The sequence below is a fragment of the Carnobacterium sp. genome, assembly GCF_040274425.1.
Genome location: NZ_JBEMBC010000001.1, coordinates 70,238 through 92,058 on the forward strand (window position 1 = coordinate 70,238; position 21,821 = coordinate 92,058).

Sequence of the window (21,821 nt, forward strand, 5' to 3'; positions counted from 1 at the left end):
AGTAGAAAAAAGATTGAGTTTAACGACTCAATCTTTTTTTAAAACACTACATGTTGTGGTTGAAAAACGAATAAATCTGATATATAGTGGTTTTAAGCAGATGCAACAAAATCTGTTTGATTGCGGAACAGACTTAGCTACTCCTCATGGAAAAGGAACCTATAAAGTAACGAAAGAGATGGTACAAAACTTAGAAAAGAGTATTGATAGTTACTCTGATAAATCTCCTGAGATTTTATCATTTGTGTTGCCAAGGGGACATCCAATAGCTAGTCTTTTACATATGGCACGAACAGTTGTTAGAAGAGCAGAAAGATCCATCGTGAGTTTAGCTTCTGAAAAATCAGTAAACCAATATGCAGCAATCGATATGAATCGATTATCTGATTATTTTTTCGCTGTTGCCAGAGCTGTTAATAATCACTATAGCGCAAAAGAAATTTTATATGAAAGAGGAGGAAAAATTTGTCATCCTGAATTAAAAAAAGAAGATTTGAGTTAAAAAGAATAAATGAGCAGAGTTATTCAATAATTGGAGGAATAAATAAGATGAAAACATTTAAATTAGTACTTATAGGATTAACAGCTCTTAGTTTAGTAGCCTGTGGAGAAACGACTAGGCAAGAATCAGACTCTTCTGCTGCAAAAAGCACTTCATTAGTGGACGATCAGACAAAAGAAACTCTTTCTATTGATATTGCATTAGAACAAGACGGAAAAGAAGTTGCTACAGCTACAAAAAAATTAGAAGTATCCGAGGGCACAACGGTCTTAGAAGCCCTAAAAAAGGAATATGAAGTAGTTGAAGAAGATGGATTTATTGCTTCTATTGAAGGAATGAAACAAGACAAAGAAGCAGGAAAGTATTGGATGTATGAAGTAAACAATACGGAGCCAACTGTAGGAGCAGCGGAATACGAGTTAAAAGATGGAGATCAAGTGAAGTGGTTTTTAAATGCTTTGCAATAAAAGTACTGGAAAACTATCCATTCAAAGAATAACTTTACTTGCCTTTTTGACAGCACTTTGCCAAGTTAGCCGTCAATTGCTTCAGTTCCTGCCAAATGTCCAACCGATAACCGTTATATTAATTATTTTAACGTTAACAGTAGGGATAAGTGATGCACTAATTGTAGCTGTATTGTCCATTCTTTTATCAAATATGACACTTGGGATGGGTGTTTGGACAATTGCTCAAATCGTTTCATTCTTTGTAGTGGTTTTGGTTACTGGACTAGTGATCAAACCTATCTTTAAAAAAATTCCTTTTGCCCTGATGGTTTTTTATGCCGGATTTACAGGCTATTTATATGGATTCATTATCTCACTGATTCAAGCTCCTTTTTTTGGTATTCAAAATTTTTGGATTTATTATGCTTCGGGTATTCCTTTTGATACCATGCACGCAGTAGGAAATAGCGGATTTTATTTGATCCTAGCACCGATTTTATTTCCTTTATTAAAAAATTTTCTTAATAAGTACTACTCCAATAGTGATTGGAAATAAAAAAGATAAAAAGACAGAAAGTTCATTGTAAAACTGAACTTTCTGTCTTTTTATTTAACTTTTCTATTTATAAATAAGAAGCAGGGTTAACACGGCTTCCGTTTTTATACATTTCAAAATGTAAATGTACTCCAGTAGAAGATCCCGTTGTTCCCATTGTTCCAATTTGTTGGCCTTGAGAGACCTGTTGCCCTGGAGAAACAAGTAAACTTCCTGCAACCATGTGAGCATAAAGAGTTTGCATACCATTTCCATGGTCGATTTTTACATAGTAGCCCCATGATGAATGATATCCTGCAATGACAACTGTACCACTTTGAGCGGCTACAATTGCTCCACCACCGCCAAAATCAATTCCCCCATGTAATTTATATACGCCGGTAATCGGGTGTACACGGTAACCATAAGGTGAGGTTGAATACCCGCCACTAGGATGAATAAAACCTGAATTAGATGATGGTTTTGATTCTGGTTCTGGTTTAGGTTGTGGTTTGGGTGTAATGGTCGGTTTTTTTGACGTACTAGAGTTACTTGAAGCTTTTGAATTACTAGAATTGTTTGATGAACTGCTCGGTTTACTAGCATTTGTTGATTTATCAGGAGAAGAGCTGGCAATTGTTGTCTTTTGTTCGGCAACTTTTTTAGAAGTTGCCTCTTGCTCTGCTTTTTCTCGTTCAGCTTTTTCTTGAGCCGCAACGGCAGTTAATCTAGCTTCTTCCTCAGCTGCAGCCTTTTTAGCTTCTTCTTCAGCAGCCTTTTGAATGGCTAACTGTCTTGCTTGTTCTTCCTCAATAATACGCTGACGTTCTACCTGCATTTCTTCAGATAAAGTACTTGTTTGGGTAGCAATTACTTGCTGTTCTTTAACAAATGTATTTTTTTCATCTTCTGTCATATCGTATTGAATAGCAACTTGGACGATTTTATCATCCATTTCAGCTTTTTGAGCGACTAGGTTATTTTTTGATAATTCAATAGCATTTTTAGTTTCTTCAATGGCAACTTTTTCAGCTTCTGCTTTTACTTCATTAGTTTCCAAAGATGTTTGGTCCGCGGATTGTTCAGTAACAATAGTTTTATTAGCAGTAACAAGTTGATTAACAATACCTATACGGCCTACTAGGTCTGAAAAACTTTCAGCAGTTACAATAAGGCCTATTAAATTAGAAGTACTGCCATCCGTTTGTACAGAACGTGCTTGGTTTTCAAGTTTGCCTGTCCGTTGAGCAATTAGTTCTTTTAAAGCTTCAATTTCATTTTTTAATTGTTCAACTTTTGCTTTAGACTCTTCTAATTTTTGTTCTTGATCATGTAATTTCATTACAGTTTCGTCTATTTGAGCTTGCAGTATAGTGATGTCTGATTCTAAATGACCTTTTTCTGTTTCTAAGTCGTTTAAGGTTTCGTCTTGTTCTTTGATTCTATTATTAAGCTCTGATGATTGTGATTCAAGTTCGTTTTTTTGTTGTTCCATTTCTTCCAACGTATCCGCTTGAACAACAGTTGGCAAAAACGGGCTAGCGAACATCACCGAAGCCATAATTCCTGTTAATACTTTCTTTTTCAATAGTTTACCCCCATAAATCGTCTTGCATTTGCATACTTAAAAAGTATAGCATAGATAATGAGCAGATAGGATGTTAGTTGTGTAACAAAAAGCTAGAATAGTATTACATAACAATTGTAAGCTGAAATAAACAACGGCATTCATTTTGATAAAAACCGCAATAAAAATTTAGAAATGAAAAAACGGATATCCTGTAACCGTTTTACTCATTACTAAATAGTGGTAAACTAAGGGTAGTAAAAACAGAGAAGAAATGATGAAGGGGGCGAAAATAATGTATTATCTAGGCATTGATATTGGAGGAACAGAAACGAATTATGGATTGATTAATGCTCAAGGTGAATTAGGGGAAATTAAGACCAGAAAAACTCCTATGCAATCGTTAACGCATTTCCTAGATATGATGGGAGATATTTATGATGAACATGCTCATCAAATTGAAGGTATGGCCATTAGCATGCCGGGAATTATTCATTCCAAAACTGGATATGCTGTTCATGGTGGATCATTAAATTACATTAAGAAAATGAATATGATTGAGATGTTGGAAACGAGATGTCAAACAACGATTCATGTAGAAAATGATGGCAAAGCGGCAACCCTTGGAGAATTATGGAAAGGAAATTTAAAAGGAATTCAACATGGTGTCATGCTAAATCTTGGAACGGGTATCGGCGGAGGAATAGTAGTAAACGGTGCAGTGTTGAAAGGTCAGCACTATTCTGCTGGAGAATTTTCATTTATTAAAACGAATACGGCTAGAAGTAAGGATGCATCCTACATGTTTGGGTATCAAAATGGGATAAAGCATTTGTTTCAAAAAATAGCTTTTCAGTGCGAACTACCATTAGAATCCATGAATGGTTTTAAAATGTTTGAACTAATTGAAGATGGAAATAAAAAAGTCGAATCTTGTTTGAATGACTACTGCTATACGTTAGCTATTCAATTGTTCAATTTACAAACTATTTTAGATCCAGAAAGAATTATTATAAGCGGTGGAATCAGTGAAAATCCACTCTTGATTCAACTGATTAAAGAAAACGTAAGGAAAGTATATGAAGAGGAGTTAGGTGAAGGGTTATTTATTGTACCTAAAATAATGAAAAGCAAGTTTGGGAACAATGGAAATATTATTGGCGCTTTATACAATTATAAATTAAATGAAGAATAAAAATAAAAAGCTTTCAATGAATGTTATATCATCTAACATACATTGAAAGCTTTTCTAGATTTTTTTTGCAAGTTAACCTCAAATGCTTGTTTTGAGCCTTTTTAAATGTTAGGTTTTATAACATATAAAAAAAGGAGGTAAGAATATGTTTTCATCTGTGGATACGTTATGGGTTCTTGTTGGAACGGTTTTAGTATTTTTTATGCAAGCGGGTTTTGCGATGGTTGAAACTGGATTTACTAGAGCAAAAAATGCGGGTAATATTATCATGAAAAATTTGATGGACTTTGTATTAGGATCTTTAATGTACTGGATCATTGGTTTTGGAGTAATGTTTGGTCCAAGTGTAGCTGGTTTATTTGGAACACCGGATTTATTTGTACAAGGCAATTATGATACCACTATACCGGGATATGTATTTTTAATGTTTCAAACGGTCTTTGCTGCAACTGCCGCAACAATTGTTTCTGGCTCAATGGCAGAAAGAACAAAATTTAGTGCATACCTAGTTTACACATTGGTTATTTCTACTGTCGTTTATCCTATTTCTGGACATTGGATCTGGGGTGGAGGATGGTTAGCTCAATTAGGATTTGTCGATTTTGCTGGTTCGACAGCTGTTCATATGGTTGGCGGAGTAACAGCTTTAATCGGAGCAAAGCTTGTTGGGGCTAGAATTGGAAAATACGATAAAGATGGAAAAGCAAAAGCTATTCCAGGCCATAGTTTAACATTAGGAGCATTAGGCGTTTTCATTCTTTGGTTTGCTTGGTTTGGATTTAATGGAGCTTCAACAGTCTCTGCCACGGGTGATGAAACATTAGCTCTTATTGGGACAATCTTTTTAAATACAAATTTATCTGCAGTAACGGCTACATTAGTTGCTATGGTGATTACATGGACAAAATATGGGAAACCAGATATTTCTATGACGCTAAATGGTTCGCTGGCTGGTTTAGTAGGAATTACAGCTGGGTGTGCGGTAGTTTCACCATTTGGAGCTGTAGCGATAGGGGCAATTTCTGCTAGTGCATTAGTTTTTGGAATTGAATTTATCGAAAAGAAAGCTAAGATTGATGATCCAGTTGGAGCTTTTGGAGTTCATGGAATCTCGGGTGCTTTAGGAACGATTCTAATAGGTGTTTTTGCAACAGATGGAGGTTTGCTTTATGGTGGTGGATTTAATCTCTTAGGCATTCAACTAATAGGAGTAGTATCCGTTGTTGTATGGGTGACGGTCACAATGGTCGTTACGTTTAAACTCATTGATAAAACAATTGGTTTACGAGTAACAGAAGAAGAAGAAATTGCAGGGATGGATATTTCAGAACATGGATTAGAATCAAGCTACGGTGACTTTGTAACTGTTCCTTTTGGCCAAAAACCTCTATTCGAAGGTTTGAAATTTGAAAGCCCAGAACCTGAATTAGCATTTTCAGGTGTAGGGACTATTGCTATCAATAAGGAAGATGTTCATGAGACAGTTAAAGTTCATAAGCAGGTAAATCAACCGTTTACTACTGGTGAAAATGAAGATACTAAATTAATGAAAGTGGATATTATAACAAATGAGTCAAAATTTGAAAAATTGAAAAAGTCTTTAAATGGTATTGGTATCACAGGTATGACAGTAACAAAAGTACAAGGATATGGTCTACAAAAAGGCCAAACAGCTTATTATAGAGGAGTAGAAATAGAAGCTAATCTTTTGCCAAAGATACGTTTAGAAATTGTTGTTAGCAAAATTCCAGTTTCTCTAGTTATAAAAACAGCTCGAAAAGCACTATATACGGGCACAGTTGGAGATGGGAAAATTTTTGTCTACAATGTTGAGAATGTCGTTCGAGTCAGTTCTGGAGATCAAGGAACAAAAGCTTTAGAATATGATGAAGAGAAAGAAGAAGTTAGGGTATAATCGATAAAAAACCAATAAGTAAGTTCCCTTAAGAACTTACTTATTGGTTTTTTAGTACTTTATTTATTGTTTCTCAAACTAACAGGTTTATCTAAAATTTCTTTGTAGATGATTCCTTTTACATAATCATTTTGTAAATGACGTTTATTAGCTTTAATCTCAGTCTGATAACTTGATTTTCTGGTAGAAGTTACCTTATCAATTGGGGTTAAAGATGTTAGATCATCCCTATCAAAAAGCGTCTGACTTTTATTTTTCTTGACGTCATTTTCATTAAATAGAGTTGATTTTGGAGCTGTAGAAGATCGAACGGGTTCTGGTTTTCTTTTAGTATTTTGTTGCAGAGTTTCGGCTCTTCTACGAGCTGCATCTTGTTGCATACGACTAGACAATTGTTTTGCTTGGGCTTGTTGATTTCTCTTTTGTGAAGAACCATTAGCGTTGCTTGCAAATTTTTGTCGAGTGGTATTATTCGTTAGAAAAGCATCTTTTAAGGAAACAGAATCTTTATTTGTCAAATCTTCTCTTTGATAAGTTTGCCTTTGACTACTTTTTGAAGGAGAAGAGCTGCCACCGATAGATGAAATGAAAAAACGGTAAATAGTAGCGATAATAGAAAAGAATGTAGTCCCTATAAGAAACAAAACGACAAGGGCTATTAAAGTATTCATTATCTATCACTTTCTCTCTCAGTAGAATCTGAAATAGAGTTTCTCATTTTAGTATCGGCATTAACATTGTTCATGTTGTAATAATCCATTGCGCCTAAGTTTCCTGATTTTAATGCTTCGGCTAATGCCAAAGGTACTTCAGCTTCAGCTTCAACTACACGTGCGCGCATTTTTTGAACTTCAGCGATCATTTCTTGCTCTTGAGCAATCGCCATAGAACGTCTTTCTTCAGCTTTAGCTTGTGCAATATTTTTATCTGCTTGGGCTTGTTCCATTTGTAAGCTGGCACCGATGTTACGACCAACATCAATATCTGCAATATCAATTGAAAGAATTTCAAAAGCGGTACCAGAATCTAAACCTTTTCTTAAAACAGTTTTTGAGATAGAATCCGGATTTTCTAGTACATCAGTATGTCTTGCGGCACTACCAACGGTGGTAACAATTCCTTCACCAACACGAGCAATAATGGTTTCTTCTCCAGCACCACCGACTAAGCGTTCGATATTTGCGCGAACAGTTACTTTAGCACGAGCTTTAACTTCAATACCATTCATTGCCATTGCAGCAATTTGAGGAGTTTCAATTACTTTAGGATTAACACTGACTTGAACAGCTTCAAAAACATTTCTACCTGCTAAGTCAATTGCGGCAGCTTGTTTGAAAACCAAATCAATATTTGCACGTTGTGCGGCAATCAAAGCGTCTATGACTTGATTAATATCTCCACCCGCTAGATAATGGGCTTCCAATTCATTAATATCAATATCTAAGCCAGCTTTAGTTGCTTTGATCAATGGACGGATAATGTCTTGTGGAGCTACTCGTCTTAAGCGCATTCCTACAAGTGTTCCTATATTGACTTTAACGCCTGAGAAATAGGCAGTAACCCATAATCCAACGGGTACAAAACGGAAAAATAAACTAATAACGATAATAACGATAATGGCTATGAATAAAAAGCCAATCCAATTTGTGGGGCTCTCTGCAACTGTTGTCATGTTTAATCCACTCTCCTAACAATAATTTTATATCCTTCTACTTTTGTAACAATAACGGAAACGCCTTCGTCTATGTGTTCGCCTGTACTGACAACATCTAACTCTGTGTCTTCGAATGCTACTTTTCCAGATGGTCTTAGAGAAGTAGTTGTTTTTCCAGTTTTTCCTAAATAAGCTGTAGCGTCATTGTTGCTTGAAAATCCGCTTTTTTTATCTAAGTTATTATTAAGAACGAGTTTTTGTAAATGTGTCAGTGAGTACCCCCTTCGTATGAGCATGATCACTAAAAATGAAGATGCGACCACAGCGATACTTAAATCTCGCAAGGCTGTTCCGAAATCATTATTGGTTAAATAGACACCACCGATAATTAAAAGAAAACCAATTATACCTGCTACACCAAAGTCTGGTATAAAAACTTCAAAAATCAGAAGACAGATTCCTAAAATAAAAATAATGATGGGAATCCAATTTTCAAGACTATTTAAATAAAAGTAGCCACCAAAACTTGCTAATGACAATAGTCCTCCTAAAGTGGATTGAGGCGTTAATGCCGCTATTACTAAACCAACAAAACCAACAGTCAATAATAGTATTTCCAATCTGTTCACCCCCTTTACGATAAGCTCCTTTAATAGTTGCCTGACTAAGTTGTAAATGGACTTACCTATCATCATTTTACCATTAGTAACACCGTAACGCACTTTTAACTCAATATTTCCTAATCTTTTTTATTATTCATTTAGTGACATCCTGATCTTAAACTCATTATAGGACAGATAAAATTATGGCTCGCGAAAATGGATTTTTGGAGAATACAAGTTAGTTTGTAGTGATGCAAAGATTAGAATGTTAGCTTTTTAAGTAGCTCAAGAAGGAGATTGTAATACTACAGTTACAGTAAGAAAGACACAGAAAAAAATAGCTTTTTCAACGTAGTTTTTTCTGTGTAAGTATCAATAAGTTAGAAATAATTTGCTCGGTGCATAGGTCATTACGTATGCTATTAAATTATATGATAAAGAAACTCAATTAATAAAAAAATAAAAACAATTAAGTGTTTTTGTTATATTCTCCTAAAAAAGTGTTTATCCTTTTTTTAGGAGAATTTTTTTAAGTGAAAACTGTGGCAACATATAAGTAAGCGTTTTCTTAAAATAGTGGTATACTAACTACAGAGTTAAAAAACAAGTTATTTTTAAAGAAAACAAAAAATAGGTCGATTATTAGAGAAATACATTGTAAAATGAAAATATAATGATAAAACGATGATAAAATAACAAACGTAAGTTGGGAGTGAAAAATGTGGCAAATAAATCGATGGATGAAGAAACCAAAAATAACCTTGAAAAAGAATTATATTTGTTTAACACAGGTAAGCATTTTGATAGTTATTTAACTATGGGATGTAAAAAAGATAATTATAAAGGGAAAGATGGTTTTCGGTTTACCATTTGGGCTCCTAATGCAAAAAGTGTTGGTCTAACAGGCGATTTTTCAGATTGGCATATGGGTATTGAAATGGAAAGAATAGGGAAAACTGGTTGTTGGACGGTGTTCAATGATCAAGCCATTGAAGGACAATGCTATAAATACCGGATAGAACAATCTGATGGAACGGTAAAATTAAAAATTGATCCATATGCTTTTGAATTTGAAGTAAGACCTAACGATGCATCAATCGTAAAAAATTTGCCGGAAAAAAAATGGCGAGACGGCCTTTGGACTGCAAGTAAGAAACGCTTTTCTATTTATGAACGCCCTCTAAACATTTATGAAGTACACCTCAGCTCTTGGAAACACCATGAAGATGATTCATGGTACACCATTCCCGAATTGCAACAAGAATTGATTCCTTATGTAAAAAAAATGGGGTACACACATATTGAATTTATGCCATTGATGGAACATCCTTTAGATGCATCTTGGGGGTATCAATTGACTGGTTATTATGCGTTGTCTTCGAAGTTTGGTACTATGGAAGAATTTCAAAATTTTGTAGAAGCGGCTCACCTGGCAAATATTGGTGTGTTAATGGATTGGGTACCGGGTCATTTTAATCGAAATGATTACGGAATGGTTTATTTTGATGGAACACCTCAATTTGAATACAAAGATAAGCATAAAGCTGAAAATAATCGATGGGGTACTATGAATTTTGATTTAGGAAAGGATCAAGTTCAGAGCTTTTTGATTTCAAATGCTCTTTATTGGATCGAACAATTTCATTTAGATGGGTTAAGAGTTGATGCAGTATCGAGTATGTTGTATCTCGATTATGATATTGGTGAATGGATACCTAATGAAGATGGAAGCAACCATAATAAAGTGGGTGTAGAATTCATACAAAAATTAAATGAGAAAGTATTTGAAAGGCATCCTGACACACTTATGATTGCTGAAGAAAGTACGGCATGGTCAAAGGTCACAAAACCTGTCTATATGGGCGGATTGGGATTTAATTACAAATGGAACATGGGATGGATGAATGACACATTGAAGTTTTTTGAAATGGATCCATCATCTCGCAAACATCATTTTAATTTAATCACCTTTTCTTTTATGTATGCATTCAACGAAAATTTTATTTTACCATTTTCTCATGATGAAGTGGTCCATGGAAAAAAATCATTGATGCATAAAATGCCGGGTGATCGCTACAATCAATTTGCCAGTTTACGCACATTAGAAGCGTATATGATGGTTCACCCAGGTAAAAAATTAAATTTTATGGGAAATGATTACGGTCAGTTTCTGGAATGGCGGATTCATGAAGGATTGGAATGGCAAAGCTTAGATGATGAAATGAATGCTAAACATTTGTACTTTATGGAATCACTAAATATGCTGTATAAAAAAGAACGCGCACTTTGGGAAATGGATCATCAAGCGGAAGGTATCCAAATTTTAGATGCAGATAACTCTACTGAAACCATTTTGTCGTTCATTCGTAAAGGAAAAAAAACGCGTGACTTTGTAATAGTCATTTGTAATTTTGTTCCAATTGAGCGTAAAGGATATAAAATAGGCGTTCCTTTTGAAGGAGTTTACGAAGAATATTTAAATACTGAGATGCAGGAATATGGTGGCGTCTGGACAAACCAGCAAGGGCCGTTGAAAACGGTAAAAGAAACGACTCATCAGCAAGATTACACCATTGAATTGATTGTACCGGCAATGAGCATTTTGATCTTACGACCAAAAAGAATTTTTGGAGTGCCAAAAAATTAATAGATAAAAAGGAGGGTAGAGGAAGAATGCTAAGCAGATTCTTCCAATAGCATAATGAAAAAAACAGAAACGTTAGCTATGATTTTAGCAGGAGGGCAAGGAACTCGGCTTGGGAAATTGACTAAAGATATTGCTAAACCGGCTGTACCATTTGGTGGGAAATATAGAATCATTGATTTTGCGTTAAGCAATTGCGCTAATTCTGGAATCAAGAATGTTGGCGTTGTGACGCAATACCAACCTCTGGAATTAAATACTCATGTCGGAAATGGAGAAAGCTGGGGGCTGAACACGCATGATGGTGGGGCTACTATTCTACAACCCTATTCAAGTGTTGACGGAGAAAAATGGTTTAAGGGAACTGCACATGCTATCTACCAAAATATTGATTTTATTGATCGATATAATCCAGAATACCTATTAGTCCTTTCAGGAGATCATATTTATAAAATGGATTATCAAGATATGATTTCATTCCATAAAGAAAAAAATGCGGCCTTAACCGTTGGAGTCATTCCAGTTCCTCTTGAAGAAGCACCTCGCTTTGGGATTATGAATACTGATCAGACAGACCGAATTATTGAATTTGAAGAAAAACCAGCAGAACCTAAAAGTAATTTAGCTTCAATGGGAATTTACATTTTTGATTGGCCTATGCTAAAAAGTTACCTTATTGACAACCATGCTAAAAATCGGACAATGGAAGATTTTGGTAAAGATGTGATTCCCGCTTATTTAAGAAACAGTGAAAATATATTTGCTTATGCATTTAAAGATTACTGGAAAGATGTTGGAACAATTGAAAGTCTCTGGGAAGCGAATATGGAATTTTTAGATCCAAACCATGCCTTAAATATAAGAGATTCGTCATGGAGGGTGTATACACAAAATCCATCTGCGCCACCTCAATTTTTGACTAAATCTTCAAAAGTTTCAGATTCTATGATTGCAGATGGATGCTATATTGCTGGGGAGATCAATCATTCTATTTTATCTCATAATGTTAAAGTGGGGAAAAATTCTATAATAAAAGACAGCTTGATCATGGCAAATGTAATCATAGGAGAAAATGTAACGATCAATTGTGCAATCATCGGAGAAAATGCAAAAATTCATGATGGAGCACAACTTAAAGGAGAAGAAAAAAACATTACTGTTGTCGGCTATGCAGAAGAGATAGGAGGGTTAAAAGATGAAGACTAATGAGCAATTATGTGCAGTATTAAATCTTGATGAATCAGAATCACAATTAATGCCTTTAACGAAAAGAAGAGCAGTTGCTGCATTGCCATTTGGTTCACGTTACCGGTTGATTGATTTTCCTCTTTCAAGTTTATATAGTGCAGAGGTAACTTCAGTTGCTATATTTGTAAGAGGTAGGGCAAGAGCTTTAATGGATCATGTACGAAGTGGTTACCCTTGGGGAATGGAATCTACCGTTGGAGGTGGGTTATTTATTCATTCTGGAGCCGAAATAAAAGAAGCTGTTGAGCAGTTGGAATCAGGTCAAATTAGCAGTTACTACCAAGATCAAATAGATTTTGTCCAGCATTCTACTAAAGGATATGTAGTAGTTATGGGCAGTAAAATGCTGTGCAATGTCGATCTTAAGGCAGTGTTAAGAAATCATATTGAAAGTAAATCTGATGTTACAATTGTATATAAAAATGTTTCTAGAGAATTTTGTTCGCCAGATTCTATTGATACATGCCTAACTTTTGAAGGAGAAGGAGAAAGCAAAGTCATTGATTTGCTTACAGCTCATGAACTTCCAAGTGAAGAAACGAAAATAGCGATCGGTATGGGAATTGCGATTATGAGAGTTGAAAAATTTATTGAATTAACAAGAGAAGCAGCTAGTAATCGAATAAAAGGAGACATCAATGTTTTAATTAGACATAGTTTAAAAGAAAATACCGTGAATAGTTTTGAATATACGGGATATTTGAAAAATATTGATAATATTTCAAGTTATTATCAGGCGAACATGGATCTGTTAGATGAAGACAATTATAATGCGTTATTTTATCGTAGCCAACCTGTTATTACAAAAGTCAAAAATGGAGCGCCTACCTACTATTCAAAAGAAGCGGATATCAGCAATTCACAACTGGCAAGTGACTGTGTGATTGATGGAACGGTTGAAGACTCTATTATTTTCCGTAAGGTCTTAATAGAAAAAACAGCAACGGTCAAAAATTCTTTAATTATGCAAGGATGTAAAATTGCTCAGAATGCAGAATTACAGTACGTTATTTTAGATAAAGGTGTAAAAATTGGTCCGGGAGTTCAGCTAACAGGAACAAAAGAAAATCCTATAGTGATAGAAAAAAATAGCGAAATAACCGTTGAGAAGGAGAGCTGAAAAAATGAAGGTTCTATTTGCTGCGGCGGAATGTGCTCCTTTTTTTAAGACCGGGGGATTAGGGGATGTCGCAGGTGCTCTGCCAAAAGAGTTGAAAAATCAAGGGATAGATGTACGTGTTGTATTACCTTTATATAGTACGATGCCCCAAAAATATAAAGATCAATTAGTAGATGTAGCGCAGTTTGAAGTGAAGGTTGGTTGGAGAAATCAGTATTGTGGGATTAAAAAATTAAAGAAAGATAATATTCTATATTACTTTATTGATAATTTATACTATTTTGATCGCCAAAGTATTTATGGTTTTGATGATGATGGCGAACGATTTGCTTTTTTTGCACAAGCTATTTGTGAGATGTTGGAAAAAATAGACTTTATCCCAGATATTTTACATGTGAACGATTGGCATACGTCTATTATTCCTGTTTTGTTAAAAGATAAGTACCAATGGATCACAAGTTATCAATCAATAAAAACGATTTTGACCATTCATAATATACAGTTTCAAGGGGTTTTTGACCAACTTGTATTATCTGATTTATATGGAATAGGTTACAATGCCTTTCACGAACACGGCTTAAAATATTATGACGATATCAATTGCTTAAAAGGTGGGATTTTTTATGCAGATCAAGTCACAACAGTTAGTCCAACATATGCACAGGAAATCCAAACACCTCAATTTGGCGAAAATTTAGACGGTGTATTACGGTTCAATAGTTACAAATTAAGCGGTATTTTAAATGGGATTGATTATGAGGTCTTTGATCCTGAAACAGATGATGCTATCCCAGCACATTTCTCTACAAAAAATTTAAAAGGAAAAACGGTTAATAAAACAACTTTGCAAGAGCGAGTTGGATTACCGGTAAATGAGAAAATAGCACTAATGTCTATGGTGAGTAGATTAACGACTCAAAAAGGTTGCAACTTACTGCGTGATAAAATTGATGAACTGATGCATCGCAATATTCAAGTTCTCATATTAGGTACCGGTGAAAAAGAATACGAAGACAGTTTCAATTATTTCACTTGGAAATATCCAGAAAAATTTAAAGTAATTGTTGATTTTGATGTTGCTCTAGCCCAACATATCTATGCAGGAAGCGATTTATTTGTTATGCCGTCAGCATTTGAACCTTGTGGATTGTCTCAACTTAACTCACTTCGATATGGTACATTGCCAATCGTACATGAGACGGGGGGATTAAAAGACACCGTTCAACCATACAATTCTGTTACTGGCGAAGGTACCGGGTTTAGCTTCAATGATTTCCGTTCATCTGTCATGGTTGAAACAATTGACCGTGCCTTAACGGTTTATTATGATGAGCCTAAAAAATGGATATCATTAGTAAAACAAGCCATGTCGAAAGACTTTAGTTGGGAAAAATCTACTAAGGAATATATACAAGTTTATGCAGAATTGCTTAAAGCATGATAAAGAACTTCAACAGGAACATAAAAATAGGCAACTATTCTTATTTTGACTGTTGGAGTTTCTTTATTTAGTAGAAGACCCATTAGTTTAATCAAAAAAGAATATGAGGAGAAAAAATAATGTTAACAACTACTGAATTTAAAGAAGAATTCGAGAAAATAATTGAGGTTCTTTATGCCTCAAATTTAGAAGATACTTCTTCCATACAGCAATATACGGCTTTAGGAAATTTTGTAAAAAGTTATTCTTCCGATAATTGGAACCAAACCAATCAGCTGTATTTAGAAGAACAAGTGAAACAAGTCTATTATTTTTCAATGGAATTTTTACCTGGGCGTATGCTGAAAAGCAATTTGTTGAATCTAGGTATTTTAACTACTGTGCGAGAAGGAATTGCTGAAATGGGGTTAGATTTCGAAGCAATTGTAAAATCAGAAGTAGATCCAGCTCTAGGTAATGGTGGATTAGGTCGATTAGCTTCTTGCTTTATGGATTCAATTGCTTCTCTGGGTATTCCGGGTAATGGCACAGGTATTCGCTACCGTTATGGTTTATTTCAACAAAGATTTGTAGATGGGTATCAAGTTGAATTGCCAGAGAACTGGCTACGTAACGGAAATGTTTGGGAAGTCAGAAAAGAAAATAAAGCTGTCTTGGTTCGTTATGGCGGCGAGGTGTACTTGAAAGAAGATGGCGAAAATAAACTGCGCCCTATCTATTCAAATACCCAAAATATTTTAGCGGTGCCTTATGACACAGGAATGATAGGGTATGAGAATGATGTTGTAAATAATCTTCGCTTATGGTCAGCTGAAATCCCCCCTGAAGAAGAGATACGTTACAAGACGATTGCTGAACGAGAAGTAGTCAACCAGATTACCGAGGTACTTTATCCAGATGATTCAAATTATGAAGGACAGCTTCTTCGATTAAGACAAGAATATTTTTTTACATCTGCAGGTATTCAAAGTATTATTCGATTTTTCAAAAAACAAGATCAGCCATGGAGTGAGTTTCCAAATAAAATCGCTATTCATGTAAATGATACACATCCTGCTTTATGTGTTCCAGAATTGATGCGTATTTTATTAGATGAAGAAGGACTTAGTTGGGAAAATGCATGGGATATTACGAAAAAATCTATTAGTTATACCAATCACACCATTATGCAAGAAGCTATGGAAAAATGGCCGGTCGACATGGTTCAAGGTTTGCTGCCACGTATTTATCAAATCATTGAAGCAATCAATCAACGCCATATAGATAGGAAAATCCCATTATATGGAGAAGAACTGACGTATCGGACCACTATTATTTCGGACGGTTATGTTAAAATGGCGCACTTAGCTATCATTGGAAGTCACAGTGTAAATGGGGTTGCTCAATTACATACAGATATTCTAAAAGAAGAAACGCTGCACGACTTTTATAAAATGTATCCATCTAAATTTAATAATAAAACGAATGGTATTACGCAAAGACGATGGCTTCATTTAGCTAACGAAAAGTTAACGCAACTGATTGATGATAAAATCGATCAAGAGTGGAAAATAAATCCAGCTGAATTAAGACAGTTTAAGGCCTATTCAAAAGATTCAGAAACACTAAAACAATTATCTAATATCAAACTTGAAAACAAAAAACGATTTGCATTTTATGCAAAAGAAAAGTACGGTATTGAAATTGATCCCACAGCATTATTTGATGTTCAAATAAAAAGATTACATGCATATAAGCGCCAATTATTGAATGCATTGCATATCTTAGACCGTTATTTGAAAATCAAAGAGGATCCTACACTTGAATTACAGCCAAGAGTCTTTATATTTGGAGCAAAAGCAGCTCCTAGCTACGTTTATGCAAAGCAAATCATTAAGTTTATTAATGCATTAGCTCAGTTAGTAAATAACGATCCAGATATAGGTAATAAAATGAAAGTGGTATTTGTAGAAAACTATGGTGTTTCATTGGCTGAGTTGATTATTCCAGCTGCAGATATTAGTGAACAAATATCGTTAGCAGGAAAAGAAGCTTCAGGAACAAGTAACATGAAATTGATGTTAAATGGTGCTTTGACCATGGCAACATTGGATGGTGCTAATATTGAAATAAAAGATCTAGTAGGGGAAGATAATATTTTTCTATTTGGTTTGACGAATGATGAAGTTAATCAGATGAATCGAGAGGGGAATTATTCTTCGATAGCTGTTATGGAAGCCAATCCGCGTCTGAATCGAGTTCTGAATTGCTTAATAAATGGAACTATCCCAGGTATCGAAGAAGAAGGCCGAGTAATCTATGACTCATTAACATTATTTAATGATGAGTATTATGTTTTGCAAGATTTTGCAAGTTTTGTTGCAGCTCAAGAAAGAGCAGATAACTTATACCAAGACAAACAGGCGTGGAACCAAAAGGCATTGATCAATATTGCAAGTTCAGGTCCATTTTCTGCCGATTTTACAATTATGCGCTACGCTGATGAAATATGGAATGTTAAGGGGAAAGCTGAAAAACATGCTTCTTTTTTAAAAGGCAACCAGCCAATATAAAAGATTAAGAAGACCGCAACTACAATAGAACTGAGGAAATAAAATGACTGAAATGATTTATTACAATTCGTGGTTATCAGAATACAAAAAACCATTTGGAGCTGTACCGATTAATCAGAAAGTAACTTTTAAGATCACCTGTAAGTGGCCGGTAGTCGAACCAATCTACCTGATTGTACAAAAAGATTTTGGAGATACATTTGAAGTCAAGATGCATTCTATCGGACAATTTCAATACCAAGTTACGATTCAATTAACGGAAGGCCAAGGTTTGTATTATTATTTTTTTAAAGTACTTGTTCAAAAAAATCAACAAGACGAAGTCGTTTACTATGGGAACAATCAACGGTTCAAGGGTGGAGAAGGCCAAGTTTATAAACAGGAACATGAGGTGAAGCCTTATCAATTAACGAGTTATTTAGATGCAGATCCTTCGCCTAAATGGTACCATGAGGGAATAGCTTACCATATTTTTGTCGATCGTTTTTACAATGGCAATGAAGATGGAAAAGTGCTGAACCCTAAAAAAAATTCCTTTCTTTATGCTAATCAAGAAGATCTGCCTATGTACATTAAAAACAAAGATGGAGAAGTTGTTCGTTGGGAGTTTTATGGAGGCAATTTAAAAGGAATTATTCAAAAATTACCTTATTTAAAAACATTAGGTATAACCATTTTGTATCTTAGCCCGATATTTAAAGCTCGTAGCAATCACAAATACGATACGAGTGACTATATGAAAATTGATCCAATGTTTGGTGATGAAGAAACGTTTAAGGAACTGATTCAAAAAGCCAAAAATTTTGGGATGCATATTATTTTGGATGGTGTATTTAATCATACAGGTGCAGATAGTCGCTATTTTAATCGATTTGAAACTTATCCTGAGATAGGAGCTTTTCAATCTAAGGAAAGTCGTTATTTTGATTGGTACACGTTTAAAAATTTTCCGAATAGTTATGAATCTTGGTGGGGAGTAAAAGATCTACCTAAGTTGAATACCCAAAATCCAAAGGTTCAGTCCTTTTTGTATAAAGATCAAAATAGTGTGATTCGAAAATGGTCAAAATTAGGATTAGGCGGCTGGCGTTTAGATGTAGCAGATGAACTCTCTGATGATGTATTAAAAGGGATGAGGTTGGCGTTAGAAGAAACTGTTGAAGATTCAGTACTGATTGGTGAAGTGTGGGAAGATGCCTCAAATAAAATTGCTTATAATAAACGGCGACATTATATTGAAGGAGGTCAATTGCATGGAGCGATGAATTACCCTTTTAGAGCAATTATTATTGGACTTCTTCAACAATTGATAACTCCGCAAGAAGCTGCTGAGAAGTGGATGAATTTAAAAGAAAATTATCCTGCTGAAGCTTTTAAAAGTAACTTTAATAATATTGGCACACATGATACCGAGCGAATCTACACGGTTTTAAACCATAACGTAGCAAAGTTAAGACAAGCAATGGTATTATTATTTATTGTTCCAGGAGTTCCTTGCCTTTATTATGGAGATGAAGCAGGTGTAGAAGGAAAAGAAGACCCGGATAATCGCCGAATGTATCCATGGGGAAAAGAGAATAAAGGAATTCAAACTTTTGTAAAAAAATTAGCCGCTATCCGTAGCAAAGAAACTAGTTTGAAAGAAGGAGATTTTTATTCTTTTTCACAGGGTGAATTGATGGGAATCGTTAGATTTAGCAATCAGGAAGAGTTTGTCATTGCGCTTTTAAACACAGCTAATAAAGAGAAACGTTTAGAAATATCTGCTATTCCAGAACAATATGATTTTAAAATCTCATCTTTTTTAAATAAGAATCAACTAAATAATATTCAAATACAACCCAACAAAGCACTTCTTTTGATAAAAGAAAAAGGTCAAGAGGTAAAATCACTGATATTTTAAGCAACGAATTAAGTGAAGAAGCATTCATCAGATAGAAGTATTTATCTGATGAATGCTTCTTTTTGTGTTCCTGTAATAATGAAAAATAATGACTTTTTATACCATAGATGTTAAAATAAAATGTTGGGGCGTGTAAGGAAAGAAAACTTTCTTTTTTGCTGTGCAAGCTTTAAAAAGACTGCAGCCCATGTCTCCAGATTACTTGTGTTTGAAAAAACACATCGAAAAGGAGAAAAAAATAGTGAATTTTTTTAAATTGAAAGAAAAACAAACAAGTATTAAGCAAGAAATGATAGCGGGTATTACTTCGTTTTTCGCGCTGTCGTATATTATTATAGTCAATCCATTAATATTGGCTGAAGCAGGGGTTCCCGCTGAGTTAAGTGTGTTCGGTACGATTTTGGTTTCTGCTGTGGGAAGTATTTTAATGGGGTTATGGGGAAATGCTCCACTGGTTCTCACTCCTGGTATGGGAGTCAATGCTTTCTTTACGTATACAATCGTAGGTTCACTGGGATTATCTTGGCAGCAAGCCTTAGCTGTAGTTTTTGTCTCTGGAATAATTTTTACTGGTATTGCCTATACTTCTATCAGCAAGTTATTAGTAGAAGCGATTCCTGATTCATTAAAACATGGTATTACAGCTGGGATCGGACTTTTCTTAGTCGTCATTGGATTAGAAAATGGCGGTATTCTTGCTGATGGAGGAGCCAACTCATTTATTACATTAGGAGATTTGTCTCAGCCACTTGTCTTACTCGCGGTCATTGGGATTTTATTATCAGGTGTATTATATTTAAGAAACGTACCAGGCAGCTTTTTTATTGGAATTGCTGTTATCACAATCATTTCTTTAGTAACTGGCGTTCATGAAGTAGGAGCTTCTTCGTTTTCATTGAGTAACCTCTCAGACTACCCAGCACTTGTAGGAGCTTTTGATTTTTCAACAGTCCTTAGTGTGCCTTTTATTTTAGCCGTATTTTCTTTGACAATGATCTTAATTTTTGAATCCATAGGTTTATTTGAAGGTATGTTAGAAGATAAGACTCGTTTTACGAGTGCTTTTAAAGTCAGTGGAGTCATGACACTTGTATCAAGTTTACTTGGAACGAGCCCGACTATACCAGCAGCTGAAAGTGCATCAGGTATTAAAGCTGGTGGGAAGACCGGCTTAACAGCTGTGTTTGCTGGAGGTCTATTTTTACTTTCACTAGTTTTCACACCATTGTTGTCTTATATTCCAAATGCTGCACTATCACCTGTTATCGTAATCACTGGAGCAATTATGATGGAGAATTTAAAACATATTCCATTTGATGATTTTAGTGAATGGTTCCCTGCCTTTTTAATTATAGTGATGATTCCTTTAACATCAAGTATCGTTGATGGATTAGCTTTTGGTTTTGTAGCCTATCCTATTTTTAAATTAGCAAATGGCGAATTTTTCTTAGTAAAAAAAGCGATGAAAGTTGTATCCTTTTTATTCCTGCTTACAATGGTTGCTATTGCAATTATTTAAGCAGTAATAGAACTAAATGTGTTTATTAAAAAGAGCACACAGAAAAACCCTTGAAATCAGTATTCTGATTCCGAGGGTTTTTCTGTGTGCTCAAAATGAAATTTAGAGAAAGATTAGCAGAAGAGAGTATCCGAATGAGCCAATCAAAAAACTGCCTATGCTGCTTTCTTGTTCTTGAGGAAGTTCTTCTTTCATGACATTGAGGATAACACCACCGGCTATAAAAGCTTGCAAAATAGAGAGAAGCAACTCATTTAGTTCTGTTAATGCTCCGATAAGCCATCCAAAAAGAATAGCTACAGTTAAAAGTACTCTACCATACTGATCATAAATGTGTTGATGGTCTTTACGTAAACTCCAATCGTTGGTTAGAAAATGAACACCTAAAGCGATAAAATAAAACAGCATTCCTAGAATAGTGTTGAATTCTTCTTGTACTAGTAAATACCCAATAATGGCGTTGTAAATAAAAAATGAACCAATATGAAGCCAAAAGATACCTGAACTAGCATCTTCAGGTTGTTTAAAATGAGGATTATTTTTAGAAAGCTTGACTAACCGTTCTAAAGAGTAGAACAAGACTAGTCCAGCTAAAGCAATGACATAAATATGGTGTTCTAAGTACCTCCACGCACTATTTTTTAGTTCATTGACTAATATTTCTTGATAGTGATTTAACTCTGGTAATAAATGGACAAAGACATAAGCAACAGAAACTCCAGCTGAAAAAGATAAAAATTTGCTTCTTGGCACAACATTCGCAAAGCGGATAGATTTAGAGAAAAAATGAATCAAAGCAAAGCCTACTGCACAGAAAAAACTGAGCAAAATATACATGACGTTCCTCCTATCTCATTAATCCTATTCTAGCTTTCTAGCGGATTAAACAGAACTATTTTGTCTTGTGTTGGAGAATAATAGTTAGAAGGGGATGACAAAAAAGGAGCTGAGAATTTATTCTCAGCTCCTTTTTGT

17 protein-coding genes are annotated in these 21,821 nt (G+C 34.8%); 12 read left to right on the plus strand and 5 right to left on the minus strand.

The features are described from left to right. Positions 1–13 precede the first annotated feature (13 nt). From ABS911_RS00350 to ABS911_RS00360, 3 genes are read left to right on the plus strand one after another with little or no spacing between them, the layout of a single operon-like run. Positions 14–502, plus strand: a complete 489-nt coding sequence (locus tag ABS911_RS00350; RefSeq protein WP_350465733.1) for a cob(I)yrinic acid a,c-diamide adenosyltransferase — start codon at positions 14–16, stop codon at positions 500–502. 47 nt (positions 503–549) lie between these two features. Beyond that, positions 550–969 carry a DUF4430 domain-containing protein gene (locus ABS911_RS00355; RefSeq protein ID WP_350465734.1) on the plus strand — a complete coding sequence of 140 codons (420 nt, stop codon included), beginning with the start codon at positions 550–552 and terminating at the stop codon, positions 967–969. Next, positions 956–1,507: an ECF transporter S component gene (locus tag ABS911_RS00360; RefSeq protein ID WP_350465735.1), complete on the plus strand. Its 552-nt coding sequence runs from the start codon at positions 956–958 to the stop codon at positions 1,505–1,507. Before ABS911_RS00355 ends, ABS911_RS00360 begins: the two co-directional genes overlap by 14 nt. A 67-nt stretch (positions 1,508–1,574) precedes the next feature. Here the strand turns inward: ABS911_RS00360 and ABS911_RS00365 are convergent, their stop codons facing one another. Further along, the gene (locus ABS911_RS00365; protein WP_350465736.1) at positions 1,575–3,074 is read right to left on the minus strand and encodes a peptidoglycan DD-metalloendopeptidase family protein; all 1,500 of its coding nucleotides are present in this window, start codon (positions 3,072–3,074) and stop codon (positions 1,575–1,577) included. A 274-nt stretch (positions 3,075–3,348) separates the two neighbouring features. On the opposite strand from ABS911_RS00365, the gene ABS911_RS00370 reads away from it, so the two are divergent. Together ABS911_RS00370 and ABS911_RS00375 are read left to right on the plus strand one after the other, a co-directional pair. Then, positions 3,349–4,248: an ROK family protein gene (locus tag ABS911_RS00370; protein ID WP_350465737.1), complete on the plus strand. Its 900-nt coding sequence runs from the start codon at positions 3,349–3,351 to the stop codon at positions 4,246–4,248. A 145-nt stretch (positions 4,249–4,393) separates the two neighbouring features. After that, the gene (locus tag ABS911_RS00375; RefSeq protein ID WP_350465738.1) at positions 4,394–6,163 is read left to right on the plus strand and encodes an ammonium transporter; all 1,770 of its coding nucleotides are present in this window, start codon (positions 4,394–4,396) and stop codon (positions 6,161–6,163) included. A 59-nt stretch (positions 6,164–6,222) separates the two neighbouring features. On the opposite strand, the gene ABS911_RS00380 is transcribed toward ABS911_RS00375, so the two are convergent. Genes ABS911_RS00380 through ABS911_RS00390 form a run of 3 tightly spaced genes read right to left on the minus strand, consistent with a single transcriptional unit; the run spans position 6,223 to position 8,446 of the window. Then, positions 6,223–6,834, minus strand: coding sequence for a hypothetical protein (locus ABS911_RS00380; protein WP_350465739.1), 612 nt, complete (start codon positions 6,832–6,834; stop codon positions 6,223–6,225). Further along, positions 6,834–7,835 carry a flotillin-like protein FloA gene (floA, locus tag ABS911_RS00385; protein ID WP_350450550.1) on the minus strand — a complete coding sequence of 334 codons (1,002 nt, stop codon included), beginning with the start codon at positions 7,833–7,835 and terminating at the stop codon, positions 6,834–6,836. Before floA ends, ABS911_RS00380 begins: the two co-directional genes overlap by 1 nt. 2 nt (positions 7,836–7,837) lie before the next feature. Continuing rightward, complete coding sequence (locus ABS911_RS00390) at positions 7,838–8,446, minus strand: NfeD family protein (RefSeq protein ID WP_350465740.1); 609 nt, start codon at positions 8,444–8,446, stop codon at positions 7,838–7,840. Positions 8,447–9,155: 709 nt separating this feature from the next. On the opposite strand from ABS911_RS00390, the gene glgB reads away from it, so the two are divergent. From glgB to ABS911_RS00425, 7 genes are all read left to right on the plus strand, one after another. Continuing rightward, positions 9,156–11,066, plus strand: coding sequence for a 1,4-alpha-glucan branching protein GlgB (glgB, locus tag ABS911_RS00395; protein ID WP_350465769.1), 1,911 nt, complete (start codon positions 9,156–9,158; stop codon positions 11,064–11,066). Between the two features lie 54 nt (positions 11,067–11,120). Next, positions 11,121–12,269 carry a glucose-1-phosphate adenylyltransferase gene (locus ABS911_RS00400; RefSeq protein ID WP_350465741.1) on the plus strand — a complete coding sequence of 383 codons (1,149 nt, stop codon included), beginning with the start codon at positions 11,121–11,123 and terminating at the stop codon, positions 12,267–12,269. Beyond that, on the plus strand, positions 12,259–13,431 hold the full coding sequence (gene glgD / locus ABS911_RS00405; RefSeq protein ID WP_350465742.1) for a glucose-1-phosphate adenylyltransferase subunit GlgD: 1,173 nt from the start codon (positions 12,259–12,261) through the stop codon (positions 13,429–13,431). Before ABS911_RS00400 ends, glgD begins: the two co-directional genes overlap by 11 nt. 4 nt (positions 13,432–13,435) lie before the next feature. Next, a complete protein-coding gene (gene glgA / locus ABS911_RS00410) occupies positions 13,436–14,872 on the plus strand; it encodes a glycogen synthase GlgA (protein ID WP_350465743.1) in 1,437 nt (478 codons plus the stop codon). 116 nt (positions 14,873–14,988) lie between these two features. Then, complete coding sequence (locus ABS911_RS00415) at positions 14,989–17,424, plus strand: glycogen/starch/alpha-glucan phosphorylase (protein ID WP_350465770.1); 2,436 nt, start codon at positions 14,989–14,991, stop codon at positions 17,422–17,424. Positions 17,425–17,467: 43 nt separating this feature from the next. Then, entirely contained in the window at positions 17,468–19,327 is a 1,860-nt protein-coding gene (locus ABS911_RS00420; protein WP_350465744.1) for a glycoside hydrolase family 13 protein, read from the plus strand. Positions 19,328–19,568: 241 nt separating this feature from the next. After that, positions 19,569–20,846: an NCS2 family permease gene (locus ABS911_RS00425; protein WP_350465745.1), complete on the plus strand. Its 1,278-nt coding sequence runs from the start codon at positions 19,569–19,571 to the stop codon at positions 20,844–20,846. A gap of 102 nt (positions 20,847–20,948) precedes the next feature. Here the strand turns inward: ABS911_RS00425 and ABS911_RS00430 are convergent, their stop codons facing one another. Continuing rightward, positions 20,949–21,683 (minus strand): hypothetical protein, encoded by a 735-nt coding sequence (locus ABS911_RS00430; RefSeq protein WP_350465746.1) that lies wholly within the window; start codon positions 21,681–21,683, stop codon positions 20,949–20,951. Positions 21,684–21,821 lie beyond the last annotated feature (138 nt).